Here is an 18675-nt window from a genome sequence, read left to right as displayed (position 1 = left end):
GCGCCGCCTCAGGCCGCCCGCACATGGCGGAGGAACGCTTCCGCCTGGTCGCGCAGGGACAGCGCCTGACGGCCGAGGTCGGCGGCTGCGGCACGGACCTCCGACGCCATCGTTCCGGTCTCGTGCGCGGACTGCGAGACCTCCTCGATGTTGTGGGTGACCTCGGTCGTGCGGTCGGCGGCGCTCTGGACCGAACGGGCGATGTCGGCGGTCGTGGCGCCCTGGTGGTCGGCCGAGACGGCGATGCGGCCGACCAACTCGCTGACCGACAGGACCTTGCGGCCGATCCCCTCGATCGCCTCGACGGCATGGCCGGTCACCGCCTGGATCTCCGCCACCTGCCGGGCGATGTCCTCGGTGGCGCGCGCGGTCTGGTTGGCCAGCGTCTTCACCTCGCCGGCGACGACGGCGAAGCCCTTGCCGGCCTCCCCCGCCCGCGCCGCCTCGATGGTCGCGTTCAAGGCCAGGAGGTTGGTCTGGGCGGCGACGTCCTGGATCAGGGTCACCACCTCGCCGATCCGGCCGGAGGCGGCGGCCAGCCCGTCCATCGTCCGGTTGGTGCGGGTCACCTCCTCCACCGCGGCGCGGACCATGCGGGCGGACTCCTCGACCTGCCGGCCGACCTCGCCGATGGACCCACTCAGCTCCTCCGCGGCGCCGGCGACGGTGCGGACGTCGTCGCTCGCCTCGCCGGCCGCGCTGCTGACCATGTCGGCACGCCGGCTGCCGGACTCGGCGATGTCGTGCAGGCGCAGGGCGTTGGCCTGCAGCTGGGTGGTCGTGGCACTCAACACCCCGACGACGCCCAGCAGCGAGCCTTCGAAGGACTGCGCCACCTCCTCCATCGCCGCGCGGCGTTCCCGCACCGACCGGGCGCGCTCCTCCGCCTGGGCCTCGTGCAGCTTGGCGACCTCCAGCGCATTGTCCTTGAAGACGGCGAGCGCCTTCGCCATGCCGCCGATCTCATCCTTGCGGTCCAGCGCCGGAATGGCGACCGACAGGGTGCCGCGCGCCAGCTCCTCCATCGCGCCGCGGATGCCGGACAGCGGCCGGAACATCCGCCGCGCCAGCAGCAGGCAGCCGACCGCGACCAGCAGGGTCACGGCCCCGCCGATGGCGGCGATCATCGCCTGGGTGTCGCGGATCGTCGCGAAGAATTCCGCCTTGGGGATGCCGACATACAGGATGCCGACCACGCGGCCGTCGGGCGCCTTGATCGGGTCGTAGGCGGTGTAGAAGGGCGTGCCGAGGATCTCCGCCTGCCCGCGATAGGGCATGCCGCGGCCCAGCACCGCGTCGTAGACCGGCCCCTTCGCCAGCGTCGTGCCGACCGCGCGGCTGCCGTCGGCCGCCAGCACGTTGGTGGCGACCCGCCGGTCGCCCATGAACAGCGTCGCCGTGCCGCCGACCAGACGCTTGACCCGGTCCACCGGTTCGAAGAAGCCGTTCAGGGCACGGTCTCCGGCATAGAGCGCCCCGTCATGCGCATCGAACGCCCGTCCATACTGGTTCAGCACGTCCCAGGCGACGCGCATGTTGGTTTCCTGCCGCTCCATCGCCACCCGGTCGGCATAGCGGGTCAGCAGAAATTCGTTGACGCCGAATGTGGAAAAGGCAAGCAATATCAGCCCGCCTCCGCAAAGAGCCACAGTCTTCCCCGCAAGGGACAAAGCCCCGATCCTCATACCAGACCCCCGATTTCGATCCTGCCTTGAGCGCTTTGTTCTTGTTCTGAAGCGCCTGCCCTTTTGGGCAACCATCTCGGCAAGGGAAAAACGGGAGAAATGTTAAGGAATTGTTATAAGCAATTCCGGATTCCGCCTCGGGTATTTGGTTCAGTCATACGGATTGATCGAGAGGCGACAATCGCGTCGAAAGCTTCGTTCAACGGCCTGCATCGCCGGCCAAGATCATTGCCGGCGACCGCCGGGTTCTTGGACGATTCCATCATCCGGCAGCTTTCCAGCCGTTCATGGCGGCCAAATAGGAAAAAGGCCATAAGCGCTCCCGACCGGACCCCGGCCGGGCCATCGTCACTGGGTCCGGGCGCTCGCCGGCACCATCAGGCTGTCGACCATCCGCACCAGTTCCACGACGGAGCGGGCCGCCATCTTGCGCATGGCCTGGCCGCGGTGCAGCTTCACCGTCGCCTCGCTGAGGCAGAGGTCGTCGGCGATCTGCTTGTTGCGCAGGCCGGACACCACCATCAGCGTGATCTCGCGCTCCCGCGCGGTCAGCGTGTCGAAACGGGCGCGCTGGGTGGTCAGGCCGCGCTCCTGGTTCCGGCGCTCGCCATGGGCGGCGATGGCGGCGTGGATGGCGTCGAGCAATTCCTGGTGATGCACCGGCTTGGTCAGGAATTCGAAGGCTCCCGCCTTCATGGCGCGGACCGACATCGGCACGTCGGCGTGTCCGCTGATGAAGATCACGGGAAGGCTGTTGCCGGCACGGGCGAGTTCCGCCTGGAAATCCAGGCCGCTGCGCCCCGGCAGCCGCACGTCCAGCACCATGCAGCCGACATCGACGACCGGGCTGTGGTCGATATACTGCTGCACCGACCCATAGCTCTTCACCTGGAGTCCGACGGAATCGAGCAGCCCCTCCAGCGCTTCGCGGACGGCCTCGTCATCGTCGATGATGATGACGGTTTCCCCTGCCGGCGCGGCTTCGGCCTTCCTCATCATCTCTGCACTCCGGGCGATACGGGCAGCACGAATTCGAACACGCTCCCGCCCGGCGTGCCGGGCGTCGCGGTCAGCCGGCCGCCATGCAGTTCGACGATCGACCGGCTGATCGACAGCCCCATCCCCAACCCGTCGGGCTTGGTGGTGTACAAGGCGCGGAAGATGGCCTCGACATCGGTTTCGGGAAGGCCCGGCCCGCTGTCCTCGACCCGGACGGTGAACCATCCGTCCTCGCTGGCGGTGACGATGCGCAGCCGCCGCTCGGCCGGTTCGGTGCCCGGGCCGGCCGCAGGGGCGGAGGCCATCGCCTCGATGGCGTTGATCACCAGGTTCAGGACGAGCTGCTGCAACTGCACCCGGTCGCCATGGACCCAGGGCGGCCCGGCCTGCAGGTCGGTTTCCACCATGATGCGGGCACGGCGCAGCTCGGCCCGCACCAGCTCCAGCGTATCGGCGATCAGCGCGCTCATGTCGACCCAGCCGGGATCGACCGGGGTCCGGCGCGCCAGCGCGCGGATGCTGCGGACGACGTCGCCGGCCCGCTGGGCGTCGCGGACGATCCGCCTCACCACCATGCGGGTCTTGTCGAGGTCGGGTTGCGGCTGCGACAGATGCTGCAGACAGGTGCCGGCATTGGTGACGATCGCCATCAGCGGCTGGTTCACCTCATGCGCGACTGCGGCGGCCAGTTCCCCCATCATGGTCAGCCGGCCGATATGGGCGAGGTCGGCCTGGGCCGTCCGCAGCGCTTCGGCGATCTGGCGGCGCTGGGTCAGGTCACGGAACACCAGGATCGAGCCCACCGGCTCCCCACGGTCGTCGATGATGGCGGAGCATCGCTCCTCCACCACGATTCCGGCGGAAAGGCCGGGAGACGCGCCCCCACCGCGGGGCAGCAGCCGGGACTGCCGTTCCGGCGGGGCGAAATCACCGCTGCGCAGGACGAGCGCCGAGAAGTCTTCCAGCGGCTCCTGCGTTTCCTCGTCCACCGCGACGAAGACGGAGGACAGTGGCCGCCCGGCCGCTTCCGCCGCGGTCCAGCCGGTCATCGTCTCCGCCGCCCTGTTCATGAAATCGACGCGGCCATCGCGGTTGCACAGGATGACGCCGTCGCGGATGCTGGCGAGCGTGGCGGCATAGCGCCGCTCGCTGATGCGCAGCCTGGTGTCGCTGGCATGCTTGTACAGCGCCATCTGGATCACGGTGCGCATCTGCGGCTCTTCGAAGGGCTTCAGCAGATAGCCGAAGGGCTCCGTCAGGCTGGCGCGATGCACGATCTCGTCATTGGCGTAGGCGGTCAGGAAGACGATGGGAATGCGGCGGGCATCGCGGATCCGCCGCGCCGCCTCGATCCCGTCCATCTCCCCTTCCAGGCGGATGTCCATCAGGACGAGGTCGGGCTGCTGGCTGCAGGCAAGCCGCACGGCCTCCTCGCCGCTGGCCGACATTCCGACGACCACGTGACCCATACGGGAAAGTTGATGCTGGATATCGCGCGCAACGATGCGGTCATCTTCAACGATCAGGATCCGTGCCGCGATCATTGATGTCCCCGATTGTTCCCTTTCAAAGGAAAGGTAACGATGAATTCCGCACCTCTGTTGTAGCTGTATTGTAGAGAACCGTGCAATTGATTGGTCAAGTCCGAAACAAGCTGGAGGCCTACCGAGTCCATGTTATCGGGAACGGAACCGCCCGGCAAGCCCACGCCGTCGTCGCGAACGGATAGCCGGCACTCCTGCCCGTCCACCGTGAGGACGACGCGAAGCAGCCCGCCCCGCCCGCCGGGATAGGCATGCTTCAGCGCATTGGACACCAGTTCGTTGACGATCAGCCCGCAGGGTACGGCACGGTTGATGTCCAGCTTCAGGTCGGCCAGCTCGGTTTCCAGCCGCACCGCTCCGGCCTGCCGGGAATAGGCGCGCAGCAGGTGGGCGCAGACCGCTTCCAGATGCTCCCGCATCGGCACCCGGGCGAAGTTCCCGAGGCGATAGAGGCTCTCATGCACCAGCGCCATCGAGCGCACGCGGTCGCGGCTGTCGGCGAACAGGGCGGCCACCGCCTCGTCCTTGATGCGGCGGGACTGCAGGTTGAGAAGGCTGGTGACGAGCTGCAGGTTGTTCTTCACGCGGTGGTGGATTTCCCTGAGCAGCGCGTCCTTCTCCTCCAGCGTCGCGGTCTCCAGCGACGCCGCGGCCTGGGCGCCGAGCAAGGTCAGCACATCGACCCGCTGCGGGGTGAAGGCGTAGGTCGCCAGCGCGTTCTCCAGATGCAGCAGCCCAACGACGCGGCGGCGGCGGACCAGCGGCAGGCACAGGATCGACCGCGCCTCCGTTCCGCGGAAATAGGGATCGGCCGACAGCGGGCCGTCGGCGCGGGCATCGTCGACGATCACCGCCTCCTGGTCGCGGATGGCGCCATGGATGATGGCGTGGGGCAGCGGGAACCGCTCGGCATCCTCCTGGACCAGCCGGACCGACACGCCATAGAGCCCGGTGGTCGCCTCCGCCTCCACCCGCAGACGCTCGCCGCGGGCAAGGATCAGCAGGCCGCGGCTGGCGCCGGCATGCTCCAGCACCAGGGTCAGCAGCGTGGTGGTCAGCTGTTCCACCCCGGCCTGGTCGGAAACGGTGCGCAGCGTCTCCAGAAGCGACGCCAGATCCACGCCGTCGAAACCGCGCGGTGCGTCCGGGGCGGCCGGATCGGCCGCCTCCAGGGCAAGGAAAGGATAGCGCCGGGCGAGTTGCCGCAGCTTGGCCGCGGCGCCCCAGCCGGCGTAGCGTTCCGCGGCGTTGCGGATACAGGCCAGTTCCAGCGTCGCGATGCCCATCCGGCGGTAGAGGCCGGCGGCGCATTCATGGGCCAGTGCCTCCACATGCGGCAGGGCGGTGCGGCGGGCCGCCAGCACCGCGCGGTCGTAGCCGCGCATCGCATCCTCGGTCCGCCCCTGCGTGCGCGCCGCCTCCGCCTCGGCCAGGGCGAAACGCGCGTCGAAGCTGTCGGGACTGTGGCCCGCCCATTCGCGCAACTGGTCGATATGCCGGACCAGGGCCGCCGCATGGCGGGCGCACTCCTCCGGCTTTGCCCCATCCATCGCCCCTGCCCGCGCCAGGGCGGCGTGGAAATGGAACTCCGCCATCTCCCAATGGCCGGACGTCGTCCACAGGAGCCCTTCCGCCTGCTCGGCCGCCTCGACCGCCGCGGCCATCTCGCCGGCGATGCAGCGGAGCTGGAGCGTGCGGATCCAGTGCCAGCAGGTGGCGATGTCCAGGCTGGGATTGGCCAGCAGCCGCGCCTCGAACGCGGCATTGTCGAAGCCCTGCCCGTCGAAGGAGGCGAGCGCATCCGTCCGGCCGCGCAAGGCGCGCAGAAATTGTATCTGCGTGGTCAGGATATCGGCGCACAGCCCGAACTTCACCTGCCGCACATAGGCCAGCCGCGCCTCCGCCGTGCGCTGCACCGTCGCCAGCGGGTCGCCGGCCGCCAGCATGCTGGTGACCAGCGTGACGCTGGTGAAGCCGCCATAGGTGACGTCCCCGGCCTCCCGCGCCTCTTCGAAGGCGCGCAGAAGCAAAGGCCGCTCGCTGCGGATGTCGCGGGTCCAGGGCACGACATGATAGGCGAAGGTCATCAGCACCCGCGCCCGGTAGCGGGTCCGCCCCTGCCGCTCCGCCAGATCGTAGCCGAGGCGGCCGAACTCGTAGCCGGCGGCATAATCGCCGAAACAGGGGCCGGCCATCATCCCGAGATAGGCGAAGCCCAGCGCCGAGGCGTCGCTGCGCCCATGCCGGAGCGTCAGATTGGCCATCCGGCAGAGGATCAGGCACACCAGGTTGCGGTCGCTGAAGAAGGCCGGCGGCAAGGCCGCGGCCAGCACGTCCAGCGTCGCCCGGCTGTCGGGATCGCCGACGGCGGACAGCGCCGCCAGCGAGGCGACCGGCCGGTCGCCGATGGCCGCGCGCAGCCGCGCATATTCCTCCTGCGCCAGTGCCGCCGGCGGATGGGCCGGCCAGTCGATCCCGGCGCCGCGCAGATAGGCGAGACAGGCCTCGATGGCGCGGTCGCTGCGGTCGATGGCCGTATAGACGGTGACCAGCAGCGCCGTGATGGCGGCCCGGTCGACCGGACAGCCGGCCCGTCCCACCAGCGCGACGAGACGCAGCTCCGCCCGCGGCAGGTCGCCGCTGAGGAACTCGCACTCCGCTTGGAGATGCTCCAGCGCGAAGGTCAGCCGGTGCCGCCGCTCCCATTGGCTGCCTTCCAGCAGGCGCAGGCCGGCCTGCGCATAGGCGAGCGCCGCCCCGTGGGCGCTGGCGGCCTTGGCCCGATGGCCGGCGGCGAGGTGGAGCGTCGCCACCTCCTCCCGTTCGCGCCCGTCCTGGACCAGCGACAGGCACCGGTCATACTGGCCGACCAGCGCGAACAGCCGCTCACCCGACAGGTCGGCGGCGAAGCCGCGCTGCAGGGCGCGGGCGATGCCGAGGTGGAGCGCCCCTCGCCCTTCCGCCGGCACCAGCGCATAAGCGCCCTCCTGCACGCGATCGTGAAGAAAGCGGTGGCCCACGTCGGTGCGCAGGAGCAGCCCTTCGGCCAGCACCGGTCCCAGTTCCCGCTCCGTCTCCGCCTCCGTCAGGCCGGCGGCCAGCGCCAGGGTGGAGAGGGGCGCGCTGGCGCCCAGCGCGGCGAGGCGGGCCAGCAGGTCACGCGCCCGTGCCGGAAAACGGCCCAGCCTCTCGGTCATCAGCGTGGCGATGCCGGCGCCCGACCGCGCCGTCGCCGCCGTTGCAAGATTCCAGTCCCAGCGCCCCGCCCCGCGGTCGAACCACAGGCTGCCGGACCGCTCCAGCGCGGTCAGCAGCTGCACGGCGAAGAAGGCGTTGCCACCGGTGCGCTCCTCCAGCAACGCCGCCAGCGTCGCCACCTCGTCCGGCTTGCGGTCCAGGCTGTCGGCGACCATCCGGCGCAGCTCGTCGGACGTCAGCGGTCCCAGCGCGATCTCGCGGCAGTCGATTTCCCTGGCCTCCATCCCGGCCCCGGCCGGCTCGGACGCGGAATTCCCGATCCGCCGCATCAGGACCGTCAGCGGATGATCCGCCCCGACCTCGTCGCCGCGGTAGGCGCCGACCAGCAGCAGATGGCCGATGCCGCCGTCGGCGACCAGCCGGTCGAGCAGGTCCAGCGTCGCCCGGTCCAGCCATTGCAGATCGTCGAGGAAGAGGACCAGCGGATGGTCGGGACGGGCGAAGAGCTGGAGGACCCGGCGGAACAGCAGGTCGAAGCGGTTCTGCGCTTCCTGCGGCGGCAGCGGGGCGACCACCGGCTGTTCGCCGATCAGCAGGCCGAGGTTGGGGATCAGGGCGGTCATCAGCGCGCCGCCGTCGCCCACCGCCTCCGCCACCTCGCGGCGCCACTGGTCGCGGTGCGGGACCGGCAGGGCCAGGATGCGTGCGACCAGCCCGCGGAAAGCCTCGGCAAGGCTGGCATAGGGCAGATCGCGCTTGCCCTGGTCGAACTTGCCGGCGGCGAACAGGCCGCGCGGCGGCACCAGCTGCTCCTCCAGCGCCTGGACGACGGCCGACTTGCCGACGCCCGACCGGCCGGAAATCAGGACGATACCCATCCGTCCGCGGCCGGCGACCTGCTCGAAGGCCGATTGGAGGATTGCGACCGGCTCGTCCCGCCCATAGAGGAACGGCGGCGGGTCCAATCCTTCCGGCAGGTCGCGCCGCCCGACCGGGAAGGAGGGAATGCGACCCTGCGTCTCCCAGAGCTGGAGCGCCTGGGTCAGGTCGCGGAGAAGGCCGTCGGCGGTCTGGTAACGGTCCTCGGCGGACTTGGCGAGAAGCCGCAGCAGGATGTCGGCGATGGCCGGCGGCAGGTCGGGGGCGTGAAGCGTCGGCGGGGCCGGCGCGCGGGCGAGATGGCTGTGCACCCATTCGATGGGGTCGCGGGCGGCGAAGGGCAGCTCCCCGGTGAACAGCTCGTAGAGCGTGACGCCCAAGGCATAGAGGTCGCTGCGGCGGTCGACCGGCCGGTTCATCCGTCCCGTCTGCTCCGGCGCCATGTAGGGCAGCAGCGCCGCCGGACGTTCGACCTCCTGCCGTTGCGATTCGGACAGGTCGGACGCCCGGCCGAAGCCGGTCAGGCGCACCGTCCCGTCCTCCGCGACCAGCAGGTTGAAGGGCCGCAGATCGCCATGCAGAAGCCGGCGGCGATGCAGCTGCGCCACCGCTCCGGCGATGCGGGCGGCAAGGACGAGGCGCTGGCGCAGGGACGCGTCCGAAACGGATGGGGCCGGAAGCTCCAGCATCGACAGCGGCTGCCCGCCCGGATCGGCCAGGGTCAGCACCGGCGTTGCGCCATGGCGCAGCAGGTCGAGCGGCTTGACCGCCCAAGCCGGATCGAGCCGGCGGGACAGCCCATGCTCCCGCCGCAGGCGGTCGAACACCGCGTCGGCCGGCCCGTCCCGGTCCGCCATCCTTGCCAGGATCGGAAAGGCCTGTCCCGGCCGGGTCACCCGCAGCAGCCTGGTTTCCCCGTCGCCGCCCAGGACATGGGTCCCTGAACCGGTCTCCGTCAGATGGTCCAGGCAAGACTCCATGAAACGACCTTTCCCCCGATGCGGCATCGGCAGGATAGCGGCATTTCACCGCAGACGGGGAATTTGCCGCGGCATGCCGCCCGGGCCGTCAGGCGTAGGGAATCCCGGCGGGTGCGGAGGGTGCCCGGCCCGGCGGCAGGACGGCATCGGCCGCCGCGTTGCAGCGCCGCCAGCTGTGCGGCGAGGAACCGACCAGACGGCTGAAGGTGCGGGTGAAGTGGCTCTGATCGGCGAAGCCGCAGGCGAGCGCCACGTCGGCCAGCGTCTGCGATCCGTCGCGCATCAGGGTCTTGGCATGGTCGATCCGCCGCTGCAGCAGCCACTGGTAGGGCGTGGTGTTGGCGGTGCGGCGGAAGGCGCGGACGAAATGCCCCACCGACAGGCGGCATTCGGCGGCGAGATCGGCCAGCCGGATTTCGCCGTCGAGGTTGGCGGCGATCATCTCCTTCACCCGCCTTTCCTGCCAGGGCGCCAGCGTCCCGCCGGCCTTGGCCTCCCGCACCCGGCCGTAGGCGGTCACGATGTGCGTCGCCAGCGCCGAACAGACATGGTCCAGGTACAGAAGGCTGATCCGCTCCGGATAATCCAACGTCGGCAGGATGGTCGACGCCAGCGCCCGGACCGTCGGGTCGTTCATCGGGCTGCTGGAGGCGACGGACAGATCCTCAAGCCTCCCGCCCTGGGAGTCCGGGCAGGCGCTTTCCAGCGCGGCCCAGGGCAGATGGAAGGTCAGGGTGTCGAAGGCCGTGTGCATGTGGCAGTCGATCTTGCGGCGGTAGTCGTGGATCGACGTCAGACCGGCGATGTTGGCAGGCTTTTGCACCAGCTTGCCGTCGACCCACACGTCGGAATGGAAGTTGGACAGGTGATGGCTGACCAGGAACGCGTCTTCCGGTGCCGGACTGAAATGGCCGACGCCGCCGTTCACACAGCGGATGCGCGATATTCCCACCATGCCGCTTCCGGACCCGAGGACCAGCACCTCCGGCTCTTCCGGCGTCGGAACGTAGCGCAGCGGCAGATTGGATTGATGGGCCGAGGCCATGGGCGTCTCCGTGGGGTTGGGTACGACCTTCCGCCTCCGATTCTCCGGAGGGCCCGCCGGGCCCCATGGAGACGGCCTCCCGGAGAAGGCCCTACGGAAAAGGAACGTCCGCCCGACTTGTCCCCACAGGGTAAACGCGACGATATGCCGCAAACCACTAGACGCTGATTGGACCTGCCAGTGTTTAAGTGGAACCACCCTATACCTTGGTTTAGGTTTTCGCCGCCCGAAACAGGATTCCCGCAAAGATAACACTAAATTAGCGGAGTCAGGAGAGATGGCGGCCGAGTGCCGCGATCACCGTGTCCGGGGCCGACATGTGGGGCAGATGCCCCGATGCGTCGAGGATTTCCAGGACGCTGCCCGCCAGCCGGTCGTGCAGATACTCGGCCGCCTCCCGGGCCACCGCCGCATCCTGCCGCGCCTGCAGGATGACGGCGGGCACCGTGACTTCGCCCAGGCGGTTTCGGACGTCGCTGCGCAAGATGGTCAGCAGCAGCGAAAGCGCCATGTCCGGACGCATCGCCCGCAAGGTGGAAACGAATTCCCGCACCGTGGGATCCTCGGCCGGGCGGGAGACGACCATCTGCCCGAAACGCGCCGTCCACTGCATGTAGTCCCGGGTCGCACTGTCGATCAGGCCGTCGATGTCGGCGCTCTCGAACCCGCCGCGATAGTCCCCGACATTGCGATAGCAGGCCGAGGCTCCCAGCATGATCAGCTTGCCGAACAGGTGCGGAGCCTTGACGGAGGCGAGTGCCGCCACCATCCCCGCCACCGAATGGCCGACGCAGAGGCCACGGTCGACCCGCAGCGTTTCGAGGACGGCGACCACGTCGCGGGCATAGGCGTCCAGGGAGCCGTAGCGGACATGGTCGAAATGCGCCTGGCTTCCAGGCCCGACGCCCGCCAGATCGAACAGCACGATGCGGTAGCGGTCGCGGAACGCCTCCACGACATGGCGCCAGGCCGATTGTTCGGTGCCGAAGCCGGGGATGAGGACCAGCGTCTCCGCCCTCGATCCGATCACGCTGACATTATGGCGCTCCAGAACCGAGGAACCGCTTTCGATCATCTCTTGCACCCCAACCAACCACGCCGGTCGATGCAACCATAGTGTGCGCTGCGGGGGCAAGCGGGATCGGCAAGGGTCAGGCGCCGGCCCGCCCAGCCAGGCGGCTCAATGCCGCAGGTGCCGGCGGACCGCATCGGCGGCCAGGAGCACCGCCTCTTCCGCCTTGCGGACATGGCGGGTCATGCTGGCGAAGGAATGGGGAAGCGCATCATGCAGCACCAGCCGATGCGGGATCCGCGCCTGCTCCAGCCGTTGGGCGAGGCGCAGGCTGTCGTCGCGCAGGCAGTCCAGGCCGGCCGCCGCCACATGCAGCGGCGGCAGCCCGCGCAGGTCGGCCTGCAGCGGAGCCGCCGCCGGGTCGCGGGTGACCCCGCCATGGCCGAGATACTGCCGCCAGTACCAGCGCATCCGCTCGGTGGTCAGCCCGAAGCGTCCGTCGCCGAACAGCCGGTGCGATTCGCCGTCGAAGTCGTGGGCGAACATGCCGTAGAGCAGCAAGCCGAAGGACAGCGGCGGCCCCGGCTCCTCCCGTGCGTCCAGCGCGAGGCCGAGCGCCAAGTTGGCCCCCGCCGAATCGCCGCCGACAGCGATCCGTTCCGGATCGAGCCCATGATCGGCGCCGTGGCGCACCACCCAGCGCAGGGCGGCCAGCGCCTCGCCCCGCTGATGGGGGAAACGCCGCTCCGGCGCGAGGCTGTAGGCGACGGCGCAGACCGCCGCGCCGCTGTGCCGGGCCAGCAGGCGCAGCAGCCGGTCATGGGTGTCGATGGAATTGACGGCGAAGCCGCCGCCATGGAAATAGATCAGTACCGGCAGGGGCCGGCCCTCCTCCAACATCCCCGGTGGCTGGATCAGGCGCAGGCGCAAGGGGCCGGCGGGACCGTCCGCCGCGACCTCCCGGATGTCGGCGGGCAATGCCGGGCCATTGAGGAAGGCGTGGTAGCGCTCCGCCGCGTCGCGCGCTTCGGCCAGAGGCTGGCGCAACGGGTCGGCGGGGACCAGACCGGTGCGGGCGGCCAGCGCGCCCAGCGCGACGACGTCCGGATCGAGCAGATCGCGCTGAACAGGCAGGACGGTATCCGGCATCGACGCTCTCCCCAAGGCCAGAGAATTTCGAGTCAGAGGATGTAGGACATGACGAGATACAGCACCGCCTCGTCCTCGCCGGCGTTGCGGTAGCGGTGGGGGACGTCGGCCTCGAACAGGATCGAATCGCCCTCCTCTAGCCGGTGCTCGCCGTCGGCGGTGGCGATGTCGACCCGGCCGCGCCCGACCAGGATGTTCTCCACCGTACCGGCGGAATGGCCGTCGGACGCTTCGTCGGCGCCGGGGGCCAGACGCAGCTCGTAGAACTCCACCTGCCGCTCGCCCTTCAGCGGGAACAGCGCCCGCGAGGTGAAGAGGCCGTCGCGGGAGGTCAGGCTGCGCTGCTCGGCCCGCCGGATCACCGTGGTGCCGGCGTCGCCGCCGGTGCTGAGCAGGCTGGAAAAGGACAGGTCCAGCGCCTTGGCGACCGTCCACAGCGTGCCGATGTCGGGACGGTGCCGCCCCTCTTCGATCGCTGCCAGGAGTTGCGGATCGCTACCGGACAGTTGCGCAAGCCCGTCGACCGACAGCCCCTGCCGCCGGCGGAAGCCGCGCAGATTGTCGCCGATCACCCCGACCAGCTGGTCGAGAGACGGCGGGTCAGCGGATTGGCCCATGGATAGGGGGGTGTCGATCGTCATGACTCCGGTCTCCTGCGACGGGGATCGGCAGGATTGAACACCACTTATTCCTACTTATCAAGTAGGTAAAATCAAATCATTTTGTTATTTGCGCGCGATGTTCAAATTATTGTACATTTCTATATTGTTTTATGCCATGGGGTCGGAGGGAAAAGGCGAATCGCCACGCCCGTCCGAAACGGGCGGACGGGCGTGGCGCTGGATGGATCGGACTGGAATGGCCGGTGGCCGGACCGTTTACGGCGGGACGGCGTCGGAAGCGTGGGTCTTCATCTCATGGCGATGCCGTTCGGCGAAACGCTCCAGCGCGCGGCGCGCGGCGTCGAAGGCGTCGCGGGTTGCCGCATCGGCACTCTCATGGCCATGGCTTCCGGGCTTGTCGCTGTGCACGACCAGTTCGTCGCCGGGAACGGTCAGGGCGATCTGGACGGTGTAAGGATTGCCCTGGTACCGGCGGCCGTGACGACGCGCTTTCCAGGTCACGGCCGGCCCGGGGATCGCCATGCCGCCCGGAGCAACCACCATGCCGGCCAGACGCTCTTGCACATAGTCGCGTAGAGTTGGATTGATCACCAGCTTGGCCGGCTTGGGCCGGCGAGCTGAACGATCGGCATGCCGTTGCGCGGTCGTCGCCCGATACTCCAGCCCGCCCGATCGGGTGGCGGCATTGCGCCGCAGCTCCCGGGAAATAATCGAGGCGGCTTGTCCCAGTTGCCGAGCGATCTCCCGCACGCCAAGCCCCTGGGCCCGCAGCAGCGCGATCTCCTCCCGATCCGCAAATTGCAAATACCGCTTCGACGGCGGCTTCGCCGACGATGCAAACTTCGCTGGTGGCATACCCCCCGCCTCTCGGAACCAACGTCCCACCACCGCGGGCGACACGCCAACCAGGGATGCCGCATTCTCTCTCGATTGTCCCATCGCAATCGCCGCCCAGAACCGCCGGCGATCCTCACGCTGTGCCGAGGGGGGGCCGACCAGGTGACCGCTGAGAAACTCGTCCAGATCGATCCGAGCGCCGCTTCCGCTTCTTCATCGCAACCTCCTGTGTCAGGCTGTTGCGACGACCACTTGAATCCGCCCAGTAGGCCTCCCTGGATTACCGGGATCTGTTGCGGGCGGCCGGGATGCGGCAGTCCATGTCGCGCAAGCGCTGCTGCCACGACGATGCTCCCATCGAGAGCTTCTTCCACACACTCAAGGTCGAGTTGGTCCACCGTACTCGGTCCGAAACCCGCGACCAAGCGCGCCGGGAGGTCTTCGCCTACATCGAGACACACNAGCGCGCCGGGAGGTCTTCGCCTACATCGAGACACACTACAATCGCCAACGCGCCCATTCGGCGATCGGATACATCACCCCCGAACAAGCCGAGCTAAGATCTGCGTAAACCCGTGTCCATCGATCCGGGGCAAGATCACAAACGGTCCTCCCGCCGAATGCCCCTCCAAAATAGTTCGACAGCGTTGCAGACGTTGCGGTCAATGGCCGCCTCCAGATCGGCCGGCAGTAGGCCGGCGACCGCCCGCAGATGCATTTCACCAAGAACGATCGTCAGGAACTGACTCGCCGTGCATTCCGGATCGTCAACGACAATCAGGCCACGCTCGCGCCAACCCACGAGGATGCGGGCGAGATGCGCGGTGATCTGCTCCGGCCCGATCCGGTAGAAGGTTTGGGCGAGTTCGGGGAAACGCACGCCTTCCGACAGGATCAGGCGATAGATGCCGAGCGCATCCGGCGTCATTGTCGCGGTCAACAGCTGCCGGGCGATTTGCGAGAGGGCGGTGGGGACATCCATGTCGCTGATGTCCTGGACAAAGATACACGACAGGATATGCTCGGTCCGCTCCTTCACGATGGTGCTGAACAAGCCGTCCTTGCCGCCGAAGTGATTGTAGATCGTGGCCTTCGATGCGTTCGCCTTGGCGACGACGAGGTCGATGGTCGCGCCGTTGTAGCCGCTTTCCAGAAACACCTGGAGCGCGGCATCCAGAATCTCGCAGCGTCTGGATTCGCCGCGCGGCCTGCTGCGTCGCTGGGTCGTTGTTACCATGCTCGGGTGCCCTGGGATCAAACCATTTTTCAAAGTCTGTGTTTCGACAAGATCAACCAATCAAAGTGGGTGTTTTTCAAGGCTCTGGAGTGCACGGCGCGTTCCTATTAGGCATTCAAGGTCATGTCAATCGCAAGCCTCTTAAAATTTAATGAAAAAATTTTCACAATGCCCCTGCCATGAAAGACTGATCTCTTCAGCTCATTGGCGAATATGGGGTTTTCACTGGGCAGATTGGCAATGAAGAATGATGTTCCGTTCATGCTGGAGCCCCCGCTGATGGGAATGATCTCTCCAGAGGGAAACAGGCGTAGCGCCGTTCCGTTCGTGCCCCCGACCGAGATCTCCAGCCGACCCGGTCAATGCCGCGTCCGCAAGGCGGCCCGCAAGGTTTGCCGACCGGGCAGCCCATCAGCAAGGACCTTCCGGGAGCATCAACGGATGAAGCCGTCCCGGTACAGGCGCATGAGCAGCAGCGGCGCGGCGAGGAGCGGATGACGGCGCTGCCAGGCCGAGATCGGCACCGGCCGCCCGACGTGCCGCTCCAGCTTCCAGAGAATGTAATCGACCCCGTTGTCGAAGGTGAAGGCGGCTTTCACCAAACGCAGAACGTTCAACAGCTTGCCCATGCGCCGCCGCCTCTTCCAGGCACTGCCCGCCTTGCCGCGGTCGTGAACCACCGGATGCAGCTCCCCGCCCGATGACGCCGTCACCGCGATGCCGCCGTGTGCCAACGCGAGCGGAAGCACATGGGCATAGCGCTCCGCCGCCCAGTCGTGGACGAGCGTGGCGCGGTCGCTGCGCTCGGCGCGCAGTTCGGCCCCGTAGGTATGCCGGAACAGGGCGGTCCAGTATTCCGCCGGGAGGCCATGCGCCGGCCCCAGGCGGACGGCCCAGCGGGCGGCCGTCGCGACCGCCTGGGCGACCGCTTCGACCACCGCCGCACGGTTTGCCGCGTCGCGCGCATGCAGCAGCGCAGCCGGCTGGCAGAAGCGTGCCCAGACGGTGGTGTCGATCCCCTCGCCGCGCACGGCGCGCCCGAAGGCCGCCGTTCCCATCACCGCCACCTTGGCCCGCACCAGCCCCGCCGCCCCCGCGGTCTCCAGGTAGGACACGGTGGGCGGCAGCGCCGCGTTGAGCAGCGCCGGCCAGAGCCGCCCATGGTAACGCCGCAAGTCGTCGGTCAGGACATAGACGTCGAGCAGGCCGCCGGTGTCCCCCGTACGCAGGCAGGAGCCATAGAACAGCACGGCCGCTACACCATCCCCATGGCGGGCCAGGATCGCGTTGGCGATCACCCGCGCCTCGGCCATGACGGGACGGTCCAACTCCTCGGCTACCAGACGATTGAGCGGCGGGGTCATGGTGCCACGAACCCGGCGCGCCGGCCGGCGGACAGAAGAACGCCCTGCGGCCCCGGATCGAATAGCTCGCCGTCGACCACGAAGGGGGTCGCCATCGCGATGGCCAGCCGGTCGGCCCGACCGCTGGCGTAGCCCGCGTCGATCATCCAGGGGCGCGGCCGTCCGCGCAGCGCCGGCAGCAGCGCCGCCATGAGCCGCGGCGGCCTGCCCGGAACGTCGAGCCAGCGGATCGGCTTTTCCCCCTCTCCCCAGAAGGGCGTCAGGTCGAGAACCAGACGGTCGAGCGTGGTCGCCAACGTCAGGAAGCGGCGCCCGCACCGTCCCGGCGCGTCGTCGGTGGCAATGCTCATCTCCTCCCCTTCCAGCAAGACGTGACGGCGTGGTCCGAACAGGGTGGACGCCGCGGTGGCTGCGATGGACAGGGCGACCGCCGCGGCGTCGTGGACGCCGGCCCGGTGGATGTGGCTGTTTGCGATCCGGGTGCCCGCCGCGAAGCCGGCGGCGCCGAACAGGAAGCCGCGTACCCGGCGCTCCGGTCCGCCGCGCCATGTGATGTCCAGCACCGGCCATTCGACCCGAGTCAGGGTTCCATCTCGGGCGGCGGCGACGAGGCGGCGCAGGCCGGCCGCTCCCGTGCCGGCCCGGCCGAGGACGCGGGCCGCCAGATTCGTCTTGCCCGCCGGCAGCAGAGCGATGTCCGGCTGCTCGTCGCCGTAGGCGCCCGGCAGGGCCGTCAGCACCTCGCGCAGGGTGCCGTCGCCGCCGCTCACCGCGACCACACGCACCCCGAGCCGACGGAACTCCGCCAGAGCATCCTCCAGCTCCGCGACGGTCCGCGGCTCGGCCCGCGGCAGATCGTCGAACCCGGCGACGCTCCGGCCGAAGCCGCCGTCGCGGTTGCGCCGGCTGGCCTGGTTGATGATCAGGCCGACCCGCATCACCGGGCCAGCCAGGACTGCAACCGCCCCTTCCGGCGCGCGCGCAGCGCCTGGAGGATCTGCACCGTGTGGACCAGCAGCGAGGCCACCGTCCAGACGGCGACGGCCAGCATCCCGAGGTCGGGGCGGCCGGCCAGCGCCCCGGCGCTCAACAGCAGCAGGTTCGGGTTGCGGCGCGCGGTGATCAGGCGGAACCAGCTGTCGAAGGGCCGCCAGATGTGGATCTCCAGCTTGAACAGGGCGATGAACAGCCCTTCCTGCAACCTTTGCAGGACGTACCCACCGGCCACGACGGCCAGCACCAGCCCGGGATCGGACAGCGGCAGGCCGGCGGCGCCCAGCCCGACGATCCAGGCCCAATACCAGAAGGGCGGATGGATCAGGTCGATGCCGTGGTCGAAAACGTTGCCGAGCTTCGTCGACGTCAGCGTCACGCGGGCGAGTTTGCCGTCCACCGTGTCAAGGAAGGTCATGCCCCAGGCCGCCACGAGGCCGGACAGGAACCAGCCCTGCCAGAAAGCCAGCATGGCGAGCAGCACGAGCACGAGGCTGAGCCACGTCACCGCGTTGGGGGTGATGCCGTGTCCGGCGCACCAGCGCGTGACCCGCAGGGCCGGTGCCGGCCAGACATGCTTGGTGACGAGGTCGGTCACGCCCTTGTAGGAGCCGGCGAACATGCGCCGCTCCACGTCGGTCAGCGTTTCGGGTGTGAGCGGCAGCAGATAAGGCGCCTCGCGCTTGCGCAGGGCGTTGTTGTAGGCGGAGCTCAGATCCGCCGGGGTGACGGCGCGCACCCCGGCGGGAAGTGGCGCCCCTTGCATCAGCATTGCGACGGCGGACTCCGCCGTCTCCGCGTCGACAGCGGCGGCGACCGGCCGGCCGTCCCCGCTGGCCAGCGCGACGTTGCGGGCGCCGGCGAGGTCGGCGATCAGCACCGCATCGTAGACATGGTCGTCACGCACCAGAAGATGCCGGCGGCCCGGAACCACGGTGCCGGTCCAGGGCCGGATGTCGGTCACGCCCGCGCGGCGCAGGGAGCGCGCCAACCGCTCCGCGGAGGTCATGCCCCACAGTCGCAGCGGGCACGCGCCGAAGAGCAGAGCCACGGGGGGCTCTGCGGACTCGACAAGGCCGTCCGTGGCGGTCCATGCATGGTCAACGACGTCGCTCACCAGGTGTCTTCCT

The 18675-nt window shown here is 68.9% G+C and carries 12 protein-coding genes and 2 pseudogenes; 1 reads left to right on the top strand and 13 read right to left on the bottom strand.

Translation table 11 applies throughout. From position 1 onward, the window contains the following. Positions 1 to 8: 8 nt before the first annotated feature. The 9 genes and pseudogenes from JHL17_RS35380 to JHL17_RS37495 all read right to left on the bottom strand — a co-directional run. Positions 9 to 1622: a methyl-accepting chemotaxis protein gene (locus JHL17_RS35380; RefSeq protein ID WP_247894049.1), complete on the bottom strand. Its 1614-nt coding sequence runs from the start codon at positions 1620 to 1622 to the stop codon at positions 9 to 11. Positions 1623 to 2033: 411 nt separating this feature from the next. Beyond that, a complete protein-coding gene (locus tag JHL17_RS35375) occupies positions 2034 to 2684 on the bottom strand; it encodes a response regulator transcription factor (protein WP_200199351.1) in 651 nt (216 codons plus the stop codon). Next, complete coding sequence (locus tag JHL17_RS35370; RefSeq protein WP_200199350.1) at positions 2681 to 4228, bottom strand: response regulator; 1548 nt, start codon at positions 4226 to 4228, stop codon at positions 2681 to 2683. Before JHL17_RS35370 ends, JHL17_RS35375 begins: the two co-directional genes overlap by 4 nt. Beyond that, positions 4225 to 9285, bottom strand: coding sequence for an AAA family ATPase (locus JHL17_RS35365; RefSeq protein WP_200199349.1), 5061 nt, complete (start codon positions 9283 to 9285; stop codon positions 4225 to 4227). Before JHL17_RS35365 ends, JHL17_RS35370 begins: the two co-directional genes overlap by 4 nt. Positions 9286 to 9373: 88 nt before the next feature. Beyond that, entirely contained in the window at positions 9374 to 10330 is a 957-nt protein-coding gene (locus JHL17_RS35360) for a helix-turn-helix transcriptional regulator (RefSeq protein WP_200199348.1), read from the bottom strand. A 268-nt stretch (positions 10331 to 10598) separates the two neighbouring features. After that, positions 10599 to 11405 carry an alpha/beta fold hydrolase gene (locus JHL17_RS35355; RefSeq protein WP_200199347.1) on the bottom strand — a complete coding sequence of 269 codons (807 nt, stop codon included), beginning with the start codon at positions 11403 to 11405 and terminating at the stop codon, positions 10599 to 10601. 105 nt (positions 11406 to 11510) lie between these two features. After that, on the bottom strand, positions 11511 to 12491 hold the full coding sequence (locus JHL17_RS35350) for an alpha/beta hydrolase (RefSeq protein WP_200199346.1): 981 nt from the start codon (positions 12489 to 12491) through the stop codon (positions 11511 to 11513). Between the two features lie 32 nt (positions 12492 to 12523). Beyond that, positions 12524 to 13132 carry a helix-turn-helix domain-containing protein gene (locus JHL17_RS35345; RefSeq protein ID WP_200199345.1) on the bottom strand — a complete coding sequence of 203 codons (609 nt, stop codon included), beginning with the start codon at positions 13130 to 13132 and terminating at the stop codon, positions 12524 to 12526. A 399-nt stretch (positions 13133 to 13531) separates the two neighbouring features. After that, positions 13532 to 14168, bottom strand: a pseudogene (locus JHL17_RS37495) (transposase); the annotation flags it as partial. Between the two features lie 64 nt (positions 14169 to 14232). On the opposite strand from JHL17_RS37495, the pseudogene JHL17_RS35335 reads away from it, so the two are divergent. Then, positions 14233 to 14522 (top strand): annotated as a pseudogene (locus JHL17_RS35335) (integrase core domain-containing protein); the annotation flags it as partial. Positions 14523 to 14549: 27 nt separating this feature from the next. On the opposite strand, the gene JHL17_RS35330 reads toward JHL17_RS35335, so the two are convergent. The 4 genes from JHL17_RS35330 to JHL17_RS35315 form a co-directional block, all read right to left on the bottom strand. Then, complete coding sequence (locus tag JHL17_RS35330) at positions 14550 to 15188, bottom strand: TetR/AcrR family transcriptional regulator (protein WP_200199343.1); 639 nt, start codon at positions 15186 to 15188, stop codon at positions 14550 to 14552. A 434-nt stretch (positions 15189 to 15622) separates the two neighbouring features. After that, a complete protein-coding gene (locus JHL17_RS35325; RefSeq protein WP_200199342.1) occupies positions 15623 to 16552 on the bottom strand; it encodes a hypothetical protein in 930 nt (309 codons plus the stop codon). Next, the gene (locus JHL17_RS35320; protein ID WP_200199341.1) at positions 16549 to 17490 is read right to left on the bottom strand and encodes a diacylglycerol kinase family protein; all 942 of its coding nucleotides are present in this window, start codon (positions 17488 to 17490) and stop codon (positions 16549 to 16551) included. Before JHL17_RS35320 ends, JHL17_RS35325 begins: the two co-directional genes overlap by 4 nt. After that, positions 17490 to 18662, bottom strand: a complete 1173-nt coding sequence (locus tag JHL17_RS35315; protein WP_345773945.1) for a CDP-alcohol phosphatidyltransferase family protein — start codon at positions 18660 to 18662, stop codon at positions 17490 to 17492. The genes JHL17_RS35320 and JHL17_RS35315 overlap by 1 nt, the downstream gene beginning before the upstream one ends. Between the last annotated feature and the right edge of the window lie 13 nt (positions 18663 to 18675).

Origin of the sequence: Azospirillum endophyticum, assembly GCF_016595245.1 — a bacterium.
Classification (GTDB): domain Bacteria; phylum Pseudomonadota; class Alphaproteobacteria; order Azospirillales; family Azospirillaceae; genus Azospirillum; species Azospirillum endophyticum.
Note: the sequence above shows the minus strand (reverse complement) of the source record. Positions and strands in the feature narration are given on the sequence as shown.

Excerpts from the sequence above, each read along its gene's own strand:
- JHL17_RS35375 (WP_200199351.1), bottom strand. The coding sequence starts at position 2,684 with ATGATGAGGAAGGCCGAAGCCGCGCCGGCAGGGGAAACCGTCATCATC.
- JHL17_RS35370 (WP_200199350.1), bottom strand. The coding sequence starts at position 4,228 with ATGATCGCGGCACGGATCCTGATCGTTGAAGATGACCGCATCGTTGCG.
- JHL17_RS35365 (WP_200199349.1), bottom strand. The coding sequence starts at position 9,285 with ATGGAGTCTTGCCTGGACCATCTGACGGAGACCGGTTCAGGGACCCAT.
- JHL17_RS35360 (WP_200199348.1), bottom strand. The coding sequence starts at position 10,330 with ATGGCCTCGGCCCATCAATCCAATCTGCCGCTGCGCTACGTTCCGACG.
- JHL17_RS35355 (WP_200199347.1), bottom strand. The coding sequence starts at position 11,405 with ATGATCGAAAGCGGTTCCTCGGTTCTGGAGCGCCATAATGTCAGCGTG.
- JHL17_RS35350 (WP_200199346.1), bottom strand. The coding sequence starts at position 12,491 with ATGCCGGATACCGTCCTGCCTGTTCAGCGCGATCTGCTCGATCCGGAC.
- JHL17_RS35345 (WP_200199345.1), bottom strand. The coding sequence starts at position 13,132 with ATGACGATCGACACCCCCCTATCCATGGGCCAATCCGCTGACCCGCCG.
- JHL17_RS35330 (WP_200199343.1), bottom strand. The coding sequence starts at position 15,188 with ATGGTAACAACGACCCAGCGACGCAGCAGGCCGCGCGGCGAATCCAGA.
- JHL17_RS35325 (WP_200199342.1), bottom strand. The coding sequence starts at position 16,552 with ATGACCCCGCCGCTCAATCGTCTGGTAGCCGAGGAGTTGGACCGTCCC.
- JHL17_RS35320 (WP_200199341.1), bottom strand. The coding sequence starts at position 17,490 with ATGCGGGTCGGCCTGATCATCAACCAGGCCAGCCGGCGCAACCGCGAC.